A 17902-nucleotide genomic window follows, 5' to 3' on the forward strand; every position below is an offset into this window, starting at 1 on the left:
AAATTTTGTTTTAAAATTTTGATAATTAATATTAATATTAAATTATATAGTTTATAATAATGAAAATCAATTTGGAGTGTGTGTTGTGGAATTTTTAAAAAACTATATGGATTTAATCATCTTTTTAACGCTTGGCATTATGGCACTTTTAGCCTTTTGGTGCGTGGTTGAAAGAATTTTATTTTTTAGAAAGATTGATTTTAAGACTTACAAAAATCAAGAGCAATTTGACGATGCGATTAGCGAAAATTTGACGATGATTTATATTATTTATTCCAATGCCCCATATATAGGACTTTTAGGCACTGTTGTGGGTATTATGATTACCTTTTATGAAATGGGTGTGGTGGGGGATATTGATGTAAAGTCCATAGTTATAGGCTTATCTTTAGCGTTAAAAGCCACAGCTTTAGGGCTTTTAGTCGCCATTCCTTGTTTAATGGCTTATAATGCTTTGCTTCGTAAAATTTCTCTTTTAAGCAATGCTTACAGGGAGAGTAAAAATGCTTAAACTCCCTAAAAATGAGGGTTTAAATATAGTCCCTTTTATAGATATTATGCTCGTTTTACTTGCCATAGTGCTAAGCCTTTCAAGCTTCATCGCACATAGTAAAATAGAGCTTAAACTTCCAGTAAGTGAGAATTCGACAAGTTTTAATGAGGATCAAAATAAGCTTTTCATAGCCATTAATGAGAGAGATGAATTCTTTTTAAATGATGAAAAAATAAGTTTAAAGCAGCTTGAAAACGCCATTTTGGCACTTGATAAAAACACTATGGTTGCACTAAAAAGCGACAAATTTGCTAAATTTGAAAATTTTGTCAAAGTCATCGATCTTTTAAAAGCTAAAGAGCACGAAAAAATTCAAATCATTACGGAGAAAAATCAATGAAAAATGCACTATTAAACACTAAATTTCAGGCTTCTTACATCACTTTTTTAACTTTCATACCCTTGCTTTTTGCCTTAATTTATACGCATAGTCTTTTTAAAACTCAAATAAAAAATGAAGAAAGTTTTGAATTAAAGATGAGTTATTTTACTCAAAAAGACAATCATTTGGTGCCAGAAAAGCAGACTTTAGACCCCTTCAAAATAGCTCCTAAAAAATCACAAAGCAAAACTCCAGCAAAGCCACTTAATGAAAGAATTGAAAACTCAAATTTAAAATCTAATGAAAGCACCAAAAGTTCAATTTTAAGTTCTAAACAAAGCGAAGAAATTGCCCTTAATAAAATACAAGAAGCCATACAAAAGGCTCAAAATTATCCAGTAATCGCACAAAAAAGGCGTATGAGCGGCGTGGTAAAAGTGGAGTTTATGTGGATGGCAAATAAAACCCTAGCAAATTTAAAGATAATCCAAAGCTCAGGCTATGCTTTACTTGATAAAAGTGCCTTAGAAAGCATACGCAAGGCATCTTTAAATTTCCCAAGTTATGAGAGAAATTTAAAAATTACCCTGCCTATATCTTATGAAATTAAGAGCCTTTAAAGCTTTTTTAAGGCTTGTTTAAATTCTGCTATTCTTTCGATGATTTTAGGGCTTAAACGCAGTAAAATATGCGTTTTTTCGTTTGTGTAAATTCGCCCTGTTTTGAGGGCTTTTGTTTTGTTTAAAAGTGTGTTTTGCGTTAAAAAAGCTTGATTTGCATTTATACCTAGTATGAGTAAATCAGGATTTTGCTTAAGGATAAACTCAGCCGAGATAATGGGGCGTTCTATTTGACTTTTTGGACTTAGATTTTTAATGCCTATGAGGGTTAAAATATCTGCCATTAAAGAATTGTCATTAAAAGCCATAAGAGGATTATTTGAGTAAAGATAAATCGCACTTTGATTTAAAGGCTCATTTTTTAAGCTTTCAAGTCCTTTTTCAAATTCTTTTATAAGCCTTTTACCCTCTTCATTTTTATGTGTGATTTTAGCGAGAATTTGGATATTTTCTTTAATATCATCAAAGCGATTAGCTTTTAAATAAAGGCTTTTAATGCCAAAATTTTTAAGCCCTTCTTCTAAATTTAAAGAATAAGAACTTAAAATGACCAAGCTAGGTTTTAAAGAGATGATTTTTTCTAAAGATGGGTTTGAAAAAGTGCCTACACTTGTGAGTTGTGAAATTTTATCGCTTGGATAAATGTTTGAGTGCTGTAAGTTCGCAATACCTACGATTTGCTCCCCAGCATCAAGCATAAAAAGCGTTTCAACGCTAGCAGGATCAAGCACGACTAGGCGTTCTTTTGCGTTTGATATTGCAAAAAGCAAAACTAGAATAAGTAAAAATTTTTTCATTGTGTCTCCTTTAAAGCTAAGATGTAAGGTTTAAAATTGTGATAAATTAATTCGCAATTTAAATTATAAATTTCTTTTAAAATCTCTTTGGTAAAAAGCTCCTTACTTGTCCCAAAATACTTAATTTCTCCCTTTTTTAAAAAGATAATTTTATCGCAAAATAAAGAGGCTAAATTTAAATCGTGCAAAATGGCAAGCACGGCAATATTTTTTTGCTTTATCCACCTTTCGCATAGGCTTAAAAGCTCTATGGCGTGATTTAAATCAAGAGCAGAGGTTGGCTCGTCTAAAAAAAGAATTTTAGGCTTTTTCAGTAAGGCTCTAGCTAAAAGCACTTTTTGAAATTCTCCTCCGCTTAAACTTAGCACATTTCTTTGCAAAAAGCTCTCAAGCTTCAATTCTTTAGCAAATTCCTCCACTTCTAAAACATCTTCTTTAGAATAAGAACTAAAGGCGTGCTTTAAATTTGCATATTTACTCATCAAAAGCACATCGATGAGTTTTAGCGGGGCGTTTAATTTTGAGTTTTGTGGGACAAAACCGCAAATTTTAGCAAATTCTTTAAGGTCAAAATGCTTAATATTTGTGTTAAAAAGGGCGATTTCTCCCTCTTTTAAGTCTAAATTATTAAGGATAAGCTTTAAAAGTGTGCTTTTACCCGAGCCATTTGGTCCTAAAATGCCTATGAAAGCATTATTTTCAAGCTCTAAATTGATATTTTTAAGTAAGGCTTTTTGATGATAAGAGAAGTTTAAATTTTTAATCTTTAGTATCATAAAAAACTCCTAACTTTTAAGGCTAAGTATAAAAATAGCGGCGCCCCAAAAAATGCAGTTAAAATTCCTATGGGAATTTGCACAGGTGCTAAAATCGTCCTTGATATAGTGTCGCAAAGGAGTAAAAAAAGTCCTCCAAGTGCCGTGCAAAGTGGGATAACAAGGGCGTTATCATAATTTTTTATCAAAAGTCTTACGATGTGAGGCACGATAAGTCCCACAAAGGCGATAAGTCCCGTAAAAGCGACTGCAAAAGACACGGCTAAAGAGGAAACAATGAGAAGATTGATTTTTAATTTTCTAGCATTAACGCCTAAATTTCTAGCCTCTTCATCACCACTTAAGAGTATGTTAAGCTCATTTTTGTGTATGTAAAAGTAAAGTAGGCAAAAGATTAAAGGTAGGCTTAAAATTCCCACTCTAAGCCACGAAGCGCTCCCTATACTTCCCATAAGCCAAGCGACTATTTTAAAAGAATCTTCACCGATAAGATAGGTAAAAAACGAAGTAAAAGCTCCCAAAAAAGACGAAGTGGCTATACCTATGATGAGTAGGGTTGCTATGGAGGCTTTAGCAGAAATTTTAAATATAGCCAAAGCAAACAAAGCCGAGCAAACAAAGCCCAAAATTCCATAATAATAATCAGGCAAATTTAGCAAATACGCCAAAACCGCCCCAAAGGTCGCTGCGGAGGCTATGCCTATGATGTAAGGATCTGCTATGGGATTTGCAAAGATAGTTTGCGTAATCGCCCCACTACTTGCTAAAAGCATACCGATTAAAATCGCCATTATAATGCGTGGTAAGCGTCCATCGATGATGATTTGACGCAGGATTTCATCATCTTCAAAAAGATAGGTATAAAGCCTAGCGGGACTTAAATTTTCATCACCTAAACAAAGAGAGGCAAAGCAAACAAGAGCATAGGCTAAAAAAAGAGCTAGGCTTAAAGTTTTAAAACGCATACTTAAATTCGACATAATAATTTCTGCCATTTCCTACGAGATATTGGTCGTTAATGCTGTCTTGATAAGTGTAGTATTTTTTGTCAAAAAGATTACGAATTCCTGCTAAAACTTGTAATTTTTTGTAATGATAATTCACCCCCACATCGGTGAGAAAATAATCTTTTATCCAAGCATTTTTAGACATTTTACCCGTTTTTTCATCAATGCTTCCTCCATCTTTTGCCCTTGAAAAATAGGTCAAATCCACAAAGCTTGAAAAATTGTTTGTAAAAGCATATTCCACTCCCGTGGTGGCTTTTATCTTAGAAACATAAGGGATTTTAAGTCCGTCATTAATGCCCTTTGAAATTTTAGCGTCAAGGTAGCTTAAGCTTTCTTTCAAAATCAAAGCATCATTTAAGAAAAATTGACTAAGATTTAACTCCACTCCAAAACGCCTTGTCTCATCGATATTATAATACTTCCAAAACGCACCTTGCGTGGAGTGTGGATTACCAAGATATGAAATTTCATCTTTGCTTAGAGTATAAAAAACGCTTAAATTAAAGCCATAAAAATCCCACCAAAAATCATCAATCCCCAGTTCAAAAGTATCAAAAACTTCAGGGTCTAAATTTGCACTTTGATATTTTTGACTTGCTTGGTCTTTATTGACTAGTTGCGAAGGGCTAGGCGAAATGAAGCCTCTTTCATATTTTGCGTAAATTTTTCCTGTGTTTGAGTATGTGAAATTTGGCGTGATTTCAAAGGCAAGATTATGGCTTGTGTCATCGGTATTAAAAAATTCTTTAGTATTTGTAGGGCGTCCCATCATTATCATATTTGAATTGTAATTTCTACTTGTATCATAGAGGCTATACTCATACCTTGTTCCGCCTGAAAGAGTGAAAAAGTCGTTAAATTCGTGAGAATCTAGCATAAAAAAGGAATGGCTTTGCTTATCCATATCCATAAGCGTTGTCATTGTGTGGCTCATCGAAAAGCCATTTGGGGGAGGCATAGGGACATTCACATCATAGTGGATAATGCTTCTTCTTTTTGCATCGTGATTGGCAAATTCATAGCCAAAGATGAAATAAGAATTATTAGCGTAATTTAGTTTATTTTTAAAATTCACTCCCATAAGTGTATCTTCAAAAGCACTTCCATTTTGATACACAGGCACACTCATTCCTCCACTAGTCATAGTGGAGACATCTTTGAGATAGTGTATTTTTTGATTTTGCCAAAAAGTTTCAAGGCTAAATTCATAAAAATCGTTAAAATAATGATGATAATTAAGAGCAAGTTCAGGGCGGTTAATCTGCGTGATGTTTTCACTATTTCCCTTTTGACTAGGATTATTTTGCGCTTGTTTTTTGGTAAGATAGCCGCTACTTGTATTAAGAGTTCTAAAATAATTATAAGTGAAAGTTAAATCGCTATCCTCACTTAAATCAATATAGCTTTTTGTATTAATATTATAGCCTTTTTGATTATAGCCTTCTTGAAAGCCGTCTTTGTTAAAGCCTTGCAAGTCAAAGCTAAAGGCTAAGTTTTCATCGATTTTTTTCGCCCCACTTAGTCCAAAATTTCCGCCAAGATGCCCCCCGTCAAAGCCTCCACCACTCACGCTAAAGGCAAGGGCATCTTCTTTTTGCTTTTTAGTGATGATGTTAATCGCTCCGCCTCTCGTGCCATTTCCATACAGCACAGAGCCTCCGCCGGGCACGATTTCTATACGCTCGATATTATCCAAATTCACACTTTGAAGTGGAGTTACGCCGTGAGAATTGTCAAGCACATTAATAGAGCGTCCGTCTATCATTACCTTTACGGCTATGTTTGATTTATTTCCTTGCCCTCTTAAGTCGATGTTGCGACCTAAGCCAAAATTGACAAAGTTTATCCCAGCGACCCTTTCTAAAGCCTGTTCTAACGAAGTGTAGCCCTTATTTTGCAAGTCTTTACCCTCTATGCTGATGACATTGCGTAAATTAGAGTCCGCCTCTTGTTCAAAACCTGAAGCACTGACAACGACCTTTTGCAAATTCACATCTTCACTTAGCTCTTTAGATTCTAAATTGACTAAAAAAAGTGCGGTGAGTAAAGAAAGTTTGATGATTTTTGATTCTTGCATTTTTACTCCTAAATAAAATAAATAATGATAATGTATATCATAATAAAAGAGGCGAAAATTTAATATTTCTTTACTTAATATTTGATAAATTTACGAAAAAATAGGAATTTAAAATTTTTTAAGTCCTTTTTAATTTGATAATTGCTATTATTTTCAATCATATTTTATTTTGCAAAAAGAAAGGAAAAAAATGAATTACGAAAGTATTATTTCTCATATGAACGAGCATCACCGGTCAAATTTGGTGGATTTGTGTAAAAAATTTGGCGGCGTGGAAGATGTCAAAGAGGTTTTTTTAAAAAGTGTGGATTTTAACGGCTTGGACATTGTTTATAATGGGGACGAAAATTTACGCGTAGAATTTCCTAAAAAAGCCGATGAAAGCACGATAAAAGATACTATCATCGCACTTTGTATGAGTGCAAAAAGTGTAGGGGATACTAGTGGCGTGGAAAAGGAGCTAAAGGAATTTATGCTTAGTTTTAATTCCATATCTTTAGCGACCTTAAATAAAAATGGCGAGGTCGTATGCTCTTACGCCCCCTTTGTTAGCACGCAGTGGGGGAATTTCATCTATATTAGCGAGGTGAGTGAGCATTTTGAAAATATCAAAGCAAACCCTGATAATATAGAAATCATGTTTTTAGAAGATGAGAGCAAAGCCGCTTCTGTGATACTTAGAAAAAGGCTTCGTTATAGAGTGAGGGCGAGTTTTATAGAGCGTGGGGAGGAATTTGATGGGATTTATGATGAATTTGAGAGGCAAACAGGAGGCGAGGGAGGCATTAAGACTATACGCAAAATGCTTGATTTTCACTTAGTAAAACTTGAATTTGGCAAGGGGCGTTTTGTGAAAGGCTTTGGGGCGGCTTATGATATAGAAAATGGCACGATTAAGCAAGTAGGCGCTAATTCTAACCCCCACAAATTCCCGCATAAGCATTAGGAGCGTTATAAACGCTCCTTATTATTCTAGTAAAAATTCATATTCATAGACTTTTACTTCTATCTTTTTGGCCAAGCTTTTTAGGGCGTAGTTGAGTGTGCTTAATCTTTCTTTATAGGCTTCATCTTGGGCTTTTTGGGGAGGGCTCATTTTGCCTTTATCATTAAAGCCTTGAAAGTGGGCTTTGATGTCATAGAGCGCGGCGTTTGGGTTGTAGCTTTTCTCATCTTTTGCTTGTTCGTGGTAGTGCTTAAAAAGTTCCTTTCCTGCTTGTAGCACTTCTTTTGCTTCATCGCTAAAAATTAGCGGCTTTGTGGGGATAAAGGTAGATTCTAGCTCATCGCTTTGAAAGTCAAATTCTTGCTGTCCTTTTTTCTTTTTATTTGAAATTTTGATTTTACCCTGTATAAATTCAAGCATAAAGTGAGATTCAAAGGCTTCCGCTGCGTCTATATCTTTTTCGCTAAAAGGGATAAAGTGATTTATACCTTCTTTGCAAGTGATTTTGTTTTGTCCGTGAAAAAGCATAAAAATAAGGCAGTCGTTATGAAACTCTGTGTCCTTCTCCCATTTTTTATTTGGGGCTAGAAACTGGTCTCTATCATTTATCCAAGTGGCTTTGATACAATGACGCACAGCAAAAAACACCGCACAAGGGATTAGATTAGTAAGAGTAAGAGTAAGAGCGTGGCTCTCATCGCCTACATAATGTTTGATATACACAAGCTTTTGATTTTGAAAATCCACCCGCCCGGAATTTAGCATCGCTAAATGAAGAGGCGGATTTTTAATCCTATATCCTGCTATCCATTTGCCTATATTTGCGGTCGTATTTTGCATAGTATAGAATTTTTTCTTTCCTAAACCTGCTCCGCTGTCGTTAAAAATATCTAGCGTAATGTTTTTTATGGTTTGAGATTGAGCTAAATTCCACACTAAAAAGCCTATGGGGAAGTTTCCTTTGACATTATCAAAGGTATAGGCTGGAGCGATAAAGCCTTTTAGAAATTTTGCTTGAAAAGTCTCTCTAAACTTTATGAAATTACTAGAATTGACATATTTAAGCTTTGAAAAGGCAGCTAGGTGGCAGTGTGGAATCTCTTTATAGATTCTAAAGAAAAATTGCGCGAAAAGCTCATTACTCGCCTTTCCCATAGAATCTTTGTAGCGTTCATAAGTGGCATTGCCTAGGCTTACGCCATCTTTATTTTTGCCTGTGCCTGTGGTTTGTGCTGTTGTGCCAGCTTCCGCATAGGGTGGATTGATGAAAATAATAAGCTTTTTGCGTTTTGCCTCATCTTTTAGAATTTCTTGTAAGGATTTTGGGACTTTGGATTTTTGACATTTTTCACACTTTTCGTCTGCGAAATTTAAGCCCTCTTTTTGATGCTTTTCACAAATTGTGTCAAAAAACTCATGATTTAAAAAGTCAAATTGAAAAATATGCTTTGGCAGTAGGTGCAGGGCATTTTTACTTGAAAGCTCTTGTATAATTTCTACATCAGCTTTATCGAGTGTCGAGGCATAGAGTCTGTGAGATTCTGTAAGGTTTGTGAGTAGATTGCCCGTCCCTGCGGCAAGGTCCCATATATAATACTCACTTTGATAGTTTTCACCTAAGGCTTTTTCTAGGTAACTCCTCGCTTTGCCTACCCAAATTTGCGGGGTGAAAAACGCCCCCTTTCGCTCCCTGATATCACTTGGCACTAGCAAGTCTCGCCTATCTATAATGTAGCTCCAATACTCTTCTTTTGGTGGGCGTTCATAGAGATTCCAAAAGGCTGTGTGGGCTTTTTGATTATCATTAAAACTTGCGGTATCTTTTTGCCGTGTCCCCATAAATGTGGTGGTTTTATTAAACTCATAATGCGTTTGTTTTAGCACGACAAAGAGCTTGTCTAATAGGCTTTGATTTTCACTGCTTAGTAAATCTGCTAGGTAGAAATCTGCGTCTAAAATCCCTGCATTTTTAGCAAGATTCCAATCAATGCCAATGCTAGGAGCTACGCTTGTAAGCCACTTTTGATAAATGGTAGTGAAGTTGTTTTTGGTTATGGGGATTTTGGCGATGTTTTGATTATTTAGCGTGAAGTTTGCTTGTATGAAAGATTGTAGTTCTTTGGTATCGCTTTTGAAGTTAAATTGTAATTTTTTAGATTCTAAAAGCTCTTTTGCTAGAGCGTAAAGTGTCTTAAACTCTTTTGTGTCGTGCTTACTTGGCGGTACATTCCAATTAAAGTCATTTTGCGTGAAAATAGAATCTAGCTCGTGGTAGGGGATAAAGGCGATTTTCTCACAATCAAAAGCTCCCAAGAAAATGGGCGGGAGATTGTTTTCATAAGTTTTTTCCTTGCCTATGGTTAGGATTAGCTGGATAAAAGATTCTATAATATCGCTTTTATTGCCCTTTTTGGCTTCTGCCCACAGGAAGTTTATAGGCTGGAAAAGTGTCTTTGCGTTGTAGCTTATGCAAAAGTCAATCTGCCCTAGAATCTGCGTGGAATCTAGGTTTTTCAAAAGGGACCTTTGCTCTTTGTCTAGCTTTATAATTTCACTTTGTGGATTTGGGCTGAAAAAATCAGCTGCGACTTTGTGCTTTAGCTCTTCTTCGGGGAGATTTAGGGGATACATCAAAATTCCTTATTTTAAATGTGAAAGTTTAGCATTTAAATTTAAATCGTTTTTGTTTGAAATGATTTGATGAAAGCTTGATGTGCTTTAAATTTCGTTTTTAGTTTTGTTAGAATTTTTAATTATAATAATAAAAAATTTTAAGGCTTAAAAGTGAAAAGAATAGACAAAAAAGAAGCGTTTGACTTACTTCAAAATGCCACCTTAGCAGAGCTTGGTGCTTTAGCTTATGAGAGAAAATTAGAACTTCACCCTGAAAAAATCACAACCTTTGTTGTGGATAGAAATATCAATTATACCAATGTTTGCTGTATTGATTGCGATTTTTGTGCTTTTTATAGACACGCAAAGGAAAAGGACGCTTATATCTTAAGCTATGAAGAAATAGGCAAAAAGATAGAGGAATTAGAGGCTATCGGCGGAACGCAAATTCTCTTTCAAGGCGGTGTGCATCCTAAGCTTAAAATCGAGTGGTATGAAAACTTGGTAGAGTGGATTAGTAAGCATTATCCTAACATTACCTTGCACGGATTTTCGGCTGTTGAGATAGCATATATTGCTAAAATTTCTAAGATAAGTATAAAAGAGGTTTTAAAAAGACTTCAAGCAAAAGGGCTTTTCTCCATACCAGGAGCGGGGGCTGAAGTGCTAAGTGATAGGGTGCGAGATGAGATAGCTCCGCACAAGTGCGATACGCAAACTTGGCTTGAAGTGCATAGAAACGCCCATCAAATAGGTATGAAAAGCACGGCTACGATGATGTTTGGCACGGTGGAAAATGATGAGGAGTTAATCGAGCATTTCGAGCATTTAAGAAAGCTGCAAGATGAAACGGGAGGCTTTAGGGCTTTTATTTTATGGAGTTTTCAAAGTGAAAATACGAAGCTAAAGCTTAAACACCCTGAAATTTTAAAGCAAAGTTCTAATAAATATTTAAGATTACTCGCACTTGCTAGGCTTTATTTGGATAATTTTAAAAATTTACAAAGCTCTTGGGTAACGCAAGGCTCACTCATAGGGCAGCTTGCTTTGAAATTCGGCGCAAATGACTTAGGCTCTACGATGATGGAGGAAAATGTCGTCTCAGCAGCGGGTGCTAGTTATAAAATGAATCAAGATGAGATGATAAGGCTTATTAGAAGTCTTGGAGAAAAACCTGCGAAAAGAAATACAGCTTATGAAATTTTGGAGCGTTTTTGATGAGGTATTTAGAGACTAAGGGCGTTAGAATTCCTTTTATTTTTGAAAAAAATAGCGATTTTCCTGTTATTTATTTGCGTCTTGTTTTTAGAAACTGCGGACGAAGTTTTGATGAGGTAGCTGGTGTGGCTAGTATGTTTGCAAGGATTTTAAATGAGGGCGTTAATGATAGCTTTTTTAAAGACTTGGAATTTAGAGCGATTAATTTGGAAGCTAGTAGTGCCTTTGAGAATTTAGAATTAAGCTTTTCTTGTTTGAGTGAGCATAAAAATTACGCTTTTAAAGCCCTTGCAAAATTGCTTAAAAATCCTCGTTTCGAGGAGAAAATTTTACAAAGACTTAAGCTTAATACGCTTGGAGAACTTGCAAGTTTGCAAAATGACTATGATGATGTAGCGAAAAAATTACTCAATCAAACGATCTTTAAAGAAAAGGAATTCCAAAGTGCAAATGAGGGCGATGAAACAAGCATTAAAGCCATAAATTTAGAGCATTTAAAAGCTTTTTATAAGAATTTTTTTCATCTTAATAATGTAGCGGTGGTTTTAGGTGGAGCTTTAGAGGAGGAAGAAGCACGAGATTTAAGCTTAACTTTACTCAAAAACTTAGAAAAGGGTAGGCAAAGCTCACAAAAACGCTACGAGCTTAAGGATAAAACTCAAGATGTGATTTTACAAAAGCCTAGCGAACAAGCCTATATTTATTTTGCTACGCCTTTTAATGCAAATTTTAAAGATGAGGATTTGCACTTGGCTAAAATCGCTCTTTTTATCTTAGGGCAAGGGGGCTTTGGTTCTAGGATTATGGAGGAAATTCGTGTTAAAAGGGGCTTGGCTTATTCTGCTTATGCAAGTTTGGATATGAGTCATTCTTATAGCCGTGTTTTTGGTTATTTACAAACACAAAATGAAAATGCAAAAGAGGCTAAAGAGGTGATAAAGCAAATTTTTGCCGATTTTGTTAAAAAAGGCGTGAATGAGGAAGAGCTAAAACAAGCGAAAAATTTCATACTTGGAAGCACACCCTTGCGTTATGAAAGTCTTAGTAAAAGGCTTTCCATCGCTTTTGCAGAATTTTATCAAGGTTTAAAAATCGGTGCTTTTAAAGAGGAACTTGCCAAAATCAAAAATGCAAATTTAAAGGAGCTTAACGCCTACATTAAAAAGCATAATGAAATTTTAAATTTAAGCTTTGTAAGCGTGCAAGATGAAAGTTAAAGAAAGCGATTTAGAGCTTTTTAGAAAATTAAAGCTTAAAAGTGCCATTGATTTGGCTTTAATTTTACCGAAGAAAATTGAAAATTTAACCCTCACAAAAGAACCTATGGAAAATGAAAATTGTGTGCAAGAATTACGCATACTTTCACACTCTTTTAAGACAAATATGCTTTTAGTAAAAGCGTATTGTGAGGCTTGGGGAGTCGATGTTTCTTTAGTTTTTTTTCATTTTAGTAAATGGCATATGGGAGTTTTTAAGGTAGGTGCGAGCTTACTTTTGAGTGGAAAACTTGGCTTTTTTAACCATACTTGGCAATTTTATAATCCCAAAATCATCAAAAAAGCGGGAGTTTTTGAGCCTAAATATCAAATTTCTGGCATCAAAGATAGTAAAATTCAAAGTCTTATTGAAACTTATGTGAGCTATGAAAATCTAAAAGAAAGTGGTATAGCGGATAAATTTATCTTTTTGCTTTTAAATTTGCACGCTTATGATGAAAAAAGTTTTGAGCTGTTTAAGAATTTGGAGCATTTTTTGGAGGATTTAAAATATATTGAAATTTATAATTTTTTGAAAAGACTTAAACATAAAAAAAATCCATCAAAAGCCTATAAAATCAAGCTTTTTGACATTGAAAAATGGCTTAAAACCTTGCCTTTTAGCCCGACAAAAGACCAGCTTAATGCCATAAAAGATATAAGGGAGGATTTAAGTAAAGATGTGGCTAAAAGACGCGTGATAATGGGTGATGTAGGCTGCGGAAAGACCCTTGTTTTGCTTGCAGCGGCTTTAAGTGTGTATCCTAAACAAGCCTTATTAATGGCACCTACTAGCATTTTAGCTCAGCAGCTCTTTGAAGAAGCAAAGAAGCTTTTACCACCTTTTATGAATATACTCTTCATTAAAGGAGGCAAAAAAGAAAAAGGCTTAAAAGAGCAGATTAAAAACGCTCATTTGATTATAGGCACACACGCACTTATTTATGAGGAGAGTTTTGAAGCGGTTTTGGTGATGATAGATGAGCAGCACCGCTTTGGCTCAAATCAAAGGCAAAAAATTAGTCAGCTTTCAAGTAAAAAGGGCTTAAGTCCTCATTTTATACAATTTTCCGCCACGCCCATACCACGCACTTTAAGTATGATACAATCAGAGCTTTTAAATTTTAGTTTTATCAAACAAATGCCCTTTAAAAAGGACATAAGCACCTATTGCGTTCAAAATGAAGACTTTGTTAAAATTAAGGCTAAAATTGACGCAGAAATTGCTAAAAAACATCAGGTGATTATCATTTATCCTCTTGTAAATGAGAGTGAGAAAATCCCCTATCTTTCGTTAGAACAAGCAAAAGTGTATTGGCAAAAGCATTATGAAAAGGTCTTTGTAACGCACGGCAAGGATAAAGAAAAAGATGTCATTTTGCAAGAATTTAAAGAAAGGGGCGATATTTTACTTAGCACGACCGTTGTAGAAGTAGGCATTTCTCTTCCTCGCCTTAGCACCATAGTCATTGTAGGAGCTGAAAGACTAGGACTAGCGACCTTGCATCAGCTTAGAGGTAGAGTAGGGCGTGTGGGGCTTAAGAGTTATTGTTATCTTTATACTAAGCTTAGGGAAATTCCACAAAGATTAAGCGAATTTGCGAAAACTTTGGACGGCTTTGAAATTGCCGAGCTTGATTTAAAAAACCGCCTAAGCGGAGATTTACTAGACGGCTATATCCAGCACGGCAATGAGTTTAAATTCTTTGACTTTGCAAACGATGAGGCAATTTTGGCTAGAGTGAAAAAGGATTTAGGTTAAATAATTTGCGTTATAATTTTTCACTTTAAGAAAAGGATAAAAAATGAAATTTTTTCTTTCTCCTCCGCATATGGGAGGTAATGAGCTAAAATATATCGATGAGGTTTTTAAGAGTAATTATATTGCACCTTTGGGCGAATTTGTGAATCGTTTTGAAGAAAGCATTAAGGATTATACCAAAGCTCCTTATGCCCTTGCACTTAATTCTGGCTCATCGGCTTTACATTTAGCTTTAAGAGTGGCGGGAGTAAAGCAAGAAGATGTAGTTTTAGCCTCTTCTTTTACCTTTATCGCTTCGGTTGCACCAATTTATTATCTTAAGGCAAAGCCTGTTTTTATTGATTGTGATGAAACTTTAAATTTGGACATTGAACTATTAAAACAAGCGATAAAAAAGAGCGAGAAGAAACCTAAAGCCCTTGTTTTGACACATCTTTATGGAAATGCGGCAAAAATTAAGCAAATCGCACAAATTTGCAAGGAAAATAACATTATCTTAATCGAAGACGCCGCAGAGGCTTTAGGAAGTTTTTATGATGGGCAGGCTTTAGGGACTTTTGGAGATTTTGGGGTTTATTCTTTTAATGGTAATAAAATCATCACAACTTCAGGTGGCGGTATGCTTGTGGGTAAGGATAGGGCTTTAATGGAAAAAGCGAGATTTTACAGCACTCAGGCGAGGGAAAATTGTCTGCATTATGAGCATTTAGATTATGGTTATAATTATAGGCTTAGTAATGTTTTAGGAGCTATTGGCGTAGCACAAATGGAGGTTTTAGAGCAAAGAGTGCTTAAAAAGCGTGAAATTTATGAGTGGTATAAGGAATTTTTAGCAGAAAAATTTAGCTTTTTAGATGAGCTTGAAAATTCAAGGGGAAATAGGTGGCTTAGCACGGCTTTGATAGATTTTAATAAAAATGAGCTTTTTGCAAAAAATGAATGTGTTAAAAGTGGGGCGAAAGAACTGCCACTACACCCTAAAATTGCAAAGCTTATTAAAGATTTGCAAGCTGCACAGATTGAAACGCGTCCTTTATGGAAGGCTATGCACGCACAAGGGGTTTTTGAGGGCGAAAAAGCATATTTAAATGGAAATGCCGAGCTTTTTTTCAAAAAGGGCATTTGTCTTCCAAGTGGCACAGCGATGACTAAGGACGAGGTGCGTGAGGTTGCAGAGCTTATTTTAGAGAGTTTGCAATGAATTTAGCGAAAAATAAACGCCTGATTTTCTTTTTAAGCTGTGATGTTATTTTAATTGCTTTAAGCATTTTTTTAGCTTTTGAATTAAGATTTAGCGGCGAAATTCCTAAAAGCTTTTATATGGGTATGATAAAAGCTGGACTCTTGCTTTTAGTGCTTAAGATAGTTTTTTTATTTGCTTTTCGAATTTATAAGGTTGCTTGGAGATTTTTTTCTTTGGGTGAGGCGAGAAAGATTTTTTTCGCACTTGCTTTGGCTGAACTTGTGTTTTTGATAATTTTTTATTTTTATCCTAGTTTTTTTAATCCTTTTCCAAGAAGTGTGGTGGGGATTGATTTTGTGCTTTCTTATATGTTTATCGGCACTTTGCGAATTTCAAAAAGAATGCTGATTGACTTTAAACCCTCACGCCTTAAAGATGAGCTTAGTCCTTGCATAGTTGTGGGTGCGACTTCTAAGGCGCTACATCTTTTAAAGGGAGCTAAAGAGGGAAGTTTGGGACTTTTTCCTGTGGCTGTTGTCGATGGGAGAAAAGAGCTTATTGGCACATATTGTGATAAATTTGTCGTTAAAGAAAAGGGTGAGATTAAAAAATTTGTGGAAGAGGGTGTTAGGACGGCTATTATTGCCTTAAAGCTTGAAAGAGAAGAGCTTAAGGAGCTTTTTGAAGAGCTTGTTGGCTATGGCATTAGCGATGTGAAAATCTTTTCTTTTACCAATAATGAAGCAAGAGACATTAGCATAGAAGATTTACTTGCTAGAAAACCTAAAGATTTAGACAATGTAGTCGTGGCGGAATTTTTAAAAGATAAGGTCGTCTTAGTTAGTGGTGCGGGAGGCACGATAGGAAGTGAGCTTTGTAGGCAGTGCATTAAATTTGGTGCGAAACATTTAATTATGCTTGACCATAGCGAATATAATCTTTATCAAATTAATGAAAATTTAAGCAAATATAAAGAAAAAATTACGCCGATTTTATTAAGCATTTTGGACGAAAAGGCACTTGATGAGCTTTTAAAGCAGATGAAGCCCGAGCTTATCTTACACGCCGCAGCCTATAAACACGTCCCACTTTGTGAGCAAAATCCTCACTCTGCCGTCATCAATAATATCTTAGGAACACAAATTTTGGTTGATTGTGCTAAGAAAAATGGCGTGAAAAAATTTGTGATGATAAGCACAGATAAGGCTGTAAGACCAACTAGTATTATGGGTTGTTCGAAGAGGGTTTGTGAGCTTTATACCTTGGGGCTTTCTAGCGAGGAATTTGAAGTGGCTTGTGTGAGGTTTGGAAATGTTTTAGGCTCAAGTGGGAGTGTGATTCCTAAATTTAAAGCACAAATTGCCGCAAATGAGCCACTTAGTTTAACGCACCCTGATATAGTGCGATATTTTATGCTTGTAGATGAGGCGGTGCAGCTTGTTTTACAAGCAGGTGCTATTGCTAGAGGTGGAGAGCTTTTTGTTTTAGATATGGGTGAGCCTGTAAAGATTATGGATTTAGCTAAAAAGATGCTTTTATTATCTAATCGGACGGATTTAGAGATTAAAATCACGGGACTTAGAAAGGGAGAGAAGCTTTTTGAAGAATTATTAATAGACGAAAATGACGCCAAAACGCAGTATGAGAGTATTTTTGTAGCCAAAAATGAAAAAGTAAATTTAAGCCTTTTAAAAGAGCAAATTGCTAAACTCATCAAAAGCGAAGAAGCTGAAGAAATTGTTGCGATTTTGCAAGAAATCGTGCCTGAATTTAAACATAATAAAGAAGGAAATGTATGTTAATTAAAGATATACAAAAATTTGAAGATAACCGCTATAAAGCAAGGGCTTATATGAGTTATATACTCATAAGAAATTTACCCGATAGGTTGCCAAATATCCACTTAGAAAGCGTTAGAGAAGCACTAGATAAAATCGCTCACGATGTTTCTGTCTTTGATGCTTTGTATATTTTGGATAATTCAGGCACTCAAATAGAAAATGCTATAACCTTAGAGAAAAAATATGAAAGAGGTGCAGGAGAGGATAGAAGCTCTAAGGCTTATTTTTATAGAGCTGTGAAGCTTAGGCGTTGTATTTTAAGCGATCCTTACCCTTCTATTTTAAATAATGAGCTTTGCGTTACTGCTTCTATGCCCATTTATGATGATAAAGAAAATTTGCTTTTTGTTGTTTGTATTGATATTAAATTAAGAGATATTTTAAAACTTATTCAAGCAAGTAATTTTGAATTTAGCTTTTTACAATTTAGTCGTTTGGTGTATTTTTGTTTTGCAGCTGTGCTTTTTGTTATTACCTGTTTTTTATTTCAAAAAGGCTTTTTGAGTCTTTTTTACTATCATAGCGTTGATATTCAAAAGATTTTTGAAAGCACGATTGCCATTACTTTGGCTTTGGCGATTTTTGATTTGGCTAAAACTATCATAGAAGAAGAGGTTTTAGGCAGAAGTCGCAAAGAAAAAACAGGCATACAAAAGACTATGGTAAGGTTTTTAGGGAGCATTATCATTGCTTTGGCTATTGAGGCTTTAATGCTTGTCTTTAAACTTGCTGTTGGAGATTTATCGCAAATGGTTTATGTGATTTATCTTATTTGCGGGGTTACTTTACTTTTAGCTGGGCTTAGTGTGTATATTTTTGCCGTAAAATATAAAAATAATAATGTTTTAGAGACAGATTAAATAAAAATATAAGCAAACAATGCTATAATTTCGCTTTACATTTTTGGTTTATAATATGAGAATTTTGA

General features: G+C 35.1%; 15 protein-coding genes. 10 read left to right on the forward strand and 5 right to left on the reverse strand.

What is annotated here, in order from left to right; all coding sequences use genetic code 11:
• The first annotated feature begins 85 nt into the window (after positions 1 to 85).
• The 3 genes from exbB to CVULP_RS02585 are packed head-to-tail and all read left to right on the forward strand — an operon-like array spanning position 86 to position 1495.
• Positions 86 to 511, forward strand: a complete 426-nt coding sequence (gene exbB, locus CVULP_RS02575) for a TonB-system energizer ExbB (protein ID WP_099461018.1) — start codon at positions 86 to 88, stop codon at positions 509 to 511.
• The gene (exbD, locus tag CVULP_RS02580; protein ID WP_099461019.1) at positions 504 to 893 is read left to right on the forward strand and encodes a TonB system transport protein ExbD; all 390 of its coding nucleotides are present in this window, start codon (positions 504 to 506) and stop codon (positions 891 to 893) included. Before exbB ends, exbD begins: the two co-directional genes overlap by 8 nt.
• Positions 890 to 1495 carry an energy transducer TonB gene (locus tag CVULP_RS02585; RefSeq protein ID WP_099461020.1) on the forward strand — a complete coding sequence of 202 codons (606 nt, stop codon included), beginning with the start codon at positions 890 to 892 and terminating at the stop codon, positions 1493 to 1495. The genes exbD and CVULP_RS02585 overlap by 4 nt, the downstream gene beginning before the upstream one ends.
• On the opposite strand, the gene CVULP_RS02590 is transcribed toward CVULP_RS02585, so the two are convergent.
• From CVULP_RS02590 to CVULP_RS02605, 4 genes are read right to left on the reverse strand one after another with little or no spacing between them, the layout of a single operon-like run.
• Positions 1492 to 2292 (reverse strand): ABC transporter substrate-binding protein, encoded by an 801-nt coding sequence (locus CVULP_RS02590; protein ID WP_099461021.1) that lies wholly within the window; start codon positions 2290 to 2292, stop codon positions 1492 to 1494. The two genes, CVULP_RS02585 and CVULP_RS02590, sit on opposite strands and share 4 nt — an antisense overlap.
• Complete coding sequence (locus CVULP_RS02595; protein WP_099461041.1) at positions 2289 to 3065, reverse strand: ABC transporter ATP-binding protein; 777 nt, start codon at positions 3063 to 3065, stop codon at positions 2289 to 2291. The genes CVULP_RS02590 and CVULP_RS02595 overlap by 4 nt, the downstream gene beginning before the upstream one ends.
• Positions 3065 to 4048, reverse strand: a complete 984-nt coding sequence (locus tag CVULP_RS02600) for a FecCD family ABC transporter permease (RefSeq protein WP_099461042.1) — start codon at positions 4046 to 4048, stop codon at positions 3065 to 3067. The genes CVULP_RS02595 and CVULP_RS02600 overlap by 1 nt, the downstream gene beginning before the upstream one ends.
• The gene (locus CVULP_RS02605) at positions 4023 to 6155 is read right to left on the reverse strand and encodes a TonB-dependent receptor (RefSeq protein ID WP_099507427.1); all 2133 of its coding nucleotides are present in this window, start codon (positions 6153 to 6155) and stop codon (positions 4023 to 4025) included. The genes CVULP_RS02600 and CVULP_RS02605 overlap by 26 nt, the downstream gene beginning before the upstream one ends.
• 190 nt (positions 6156 to 6345) lie before the next feature.
• Here CVULP_RS02605 and CVULP_RS02610 point away from each other — a divergent pair, with 190 nt between their 5' ends.
• Positions 6346 to 7101: a HugZ family heme oxygenase gene (locus tag CVULP_RS02610; protein ID WP_099461023.1), complete on the forward strand. Its 756-nt coding sequence runs from the start codon at positions 6346 to 6348 to the stop codon at positions 7099 to 7101.
• A 21-nt stretch (positions 7102 to 7122) separates the two neighbouring features.
• Here CVULP_RS02610 and CVULP_RS02615 read toward each other — a convergent pair whose 3' ends face one another.
• Entirely contained in the window at positions 7123 to 9732 is a 2610-nt protein-coding gene (locus CVULP_RS02615; protein ID WP_099507428.1) for a hypothetical protein, read from the reverse strand.
• A gap of 153 nt (positions 9733 to 9885) precedes the next feature.
• On the opposite strand from CVULP_RS02615, the gene CVULP_RS02620 reads away from it, so the two are divergent.
• From CVULP_RS02620 to CVULP_RS02645, 6 genes are read left to right on the forward strand one after another with little or no spacing between them, the layout of a single operon-like run.
• On the forward strand, positions 9886 to 10932 hold the full coding sequence (locus CVULP_RS02620) for a dehypoxanthine futalosine cyclase (protein ID WP_099507429.1): 1047 nt from the start codon (positions 9886 to 9888) through the stop codon (positions 10930 to 10932).
• A complete protein-coding gene (locus tag CVULP_RS02625) occupies positions 10932 to 12149 on the forward strand; it encodes a M16 family metallopeptidase (protein ID WP_099507430.1) in 1218 nt (405 codons plus the stop codon). The genes CVULP_RS02620 and CVULP_RS02625 overlap by 1 nt, the downstream gene beginning before the upstream one ends.
• A complete protein-coding gene (gene recG / locus CVULP_RS02630) occupies positions 12139 to 13950 on the forward strand; it encodes an ATP-dependent DNA helicase RecG (protein WP_099461026.1) in 1812 nt (603 codons plus the stop codon). Before CVULP_RS02625 ends, recG begins: the two co-directional genes overlap by 11 nt.
• Before the next feature lie 43 nt (positions 13951 to 13993).
• Positions 13994 to 15151, forward strand: a complete 1158-nt coding sequence (gene pglE, locus CVULP_RS02635) for a UDP-N-acetylbacillosamine transaminase (RefSeq protein ID WP_099507431.1) — start codon at positions 13994 to 13996, stop codon at positions 15149 to 15151.
• Positions 15148 to 16935, forward strand: coding sequence for a UDP-N-acetylglucosamine 4,6-dehydratase (configuration-retaining) (pglF, locus tag CVULP_RS02640; protein ID WP_099507432.1), 1788 nt, complete (start codon positions 15148 to 15150; stop codon positions 16933 to 16935). Before pglE ends, pglF begins: the two co-directional genes overlap by 4 nt.
• Entirely contained in the window at positions 16929 to 17834 is a 906-nt protein-coding gene (locus tag CVULP_RS02645) for a PDC sensor domain-containing protein (RefSeq protein ID WP_099461029.1), read from the forward strand. Before pglF ends, CVULP_RS02645 begins: the two co-directional genes overlap by 7 nt.
• The last annotated feature ends 68 nt before the right edge of the window (positions 17835 to 17902 follow it).

This window comes from Campylobacter vulpis, assembly GCF_014217995.1.
In the GTDB taxonomy this organism is placed as follows: domain Bacteria; phylum Campylobacterota; class Campylobacteria; order Campylobacterales; family Campylobacteraceae; genus Campylobacter_D; species Campylobacter_D vulpis.

Coding starts and splice junctions, on each gene's coding strand:
- CVULP_RS02600 (WP_099461042.1), bottom strand. CDS start 4,048: ATGTCGAATTTAAGTATGCGTTTTAAAACTTTAAGCCTAGCTCTTTTT.
- CVULP_RS02610 (WP_099461023.1), top strand. CDS start 6,346: ATGAATTACGAAAGTATTATTTCTCATATGAACGAGCATCACCGGTCA.
- pglF (WP_099507432.1), top strand. CDS start 15,148: ATGAATTTAGCGAAAAATAAACGCCTGATTTTCTTTTTAAGCTGTGAT.
- CVULP_RS02625 (WP_099507430.1), top strand. CDS start 10,932: ATGAGGTATTTAGAGACTAAGGGCGTTAGAATTCCTTTTATTTTTGAA.
- CVULP_RS02615 (WP_099507428.1), bottom strand. CDS start 9,732: ATGTATCCCCTAAATCTCCCCGAAGAAGAGCTAAAGCACAAAGTCGCA.
- recG (WP_099461026.1), top strand. CDS start 12,139: ATGAAAGTTAAAGAAAGCGATTTAGAGCTTTTTAGAAAATTAAAGCTT.
- CVULP_RS02590 (WP_099461021.1), bottom strand. CDS start 2,292: ATGAAAAAATTTTTACTTATTCTAGTTTTGCTTTTTGCAATATCAAAC.
- CVULP_RS02585 (WP_099461020.1), top strand. CDS start 890: ATGAAAAATGCACTATTAAACACTAAATTTCAGGCTTCTTACATCACT.
- exbD (WP_099461019.1), top strand. CDS start 504: ATGCTTAAACTCCCTAAAAATGAGGGTTTAAATATAGTCCCTTTTATA.
- CVULP_RS02645 (WP_099461029.1), top strand. CDS start 16,929: ATGTTAATTAAAGATATACAAAAATTTGAAGATAACCGCTATAAAGCA.
- pglE (WP_099507431.1), top strand. CDS start 13,994: ATGAAATTTTTTCTTTCTCCTCCGCATATGGGAGGTAATGAGCTAAAA.
- CVULP_RS02605 (WP_099507427.1), bottom strand. CDS start 6,155: ATGCAAGAATCAAAAATCATCAAACTTTCTTTACTCACCGCACTTTTT.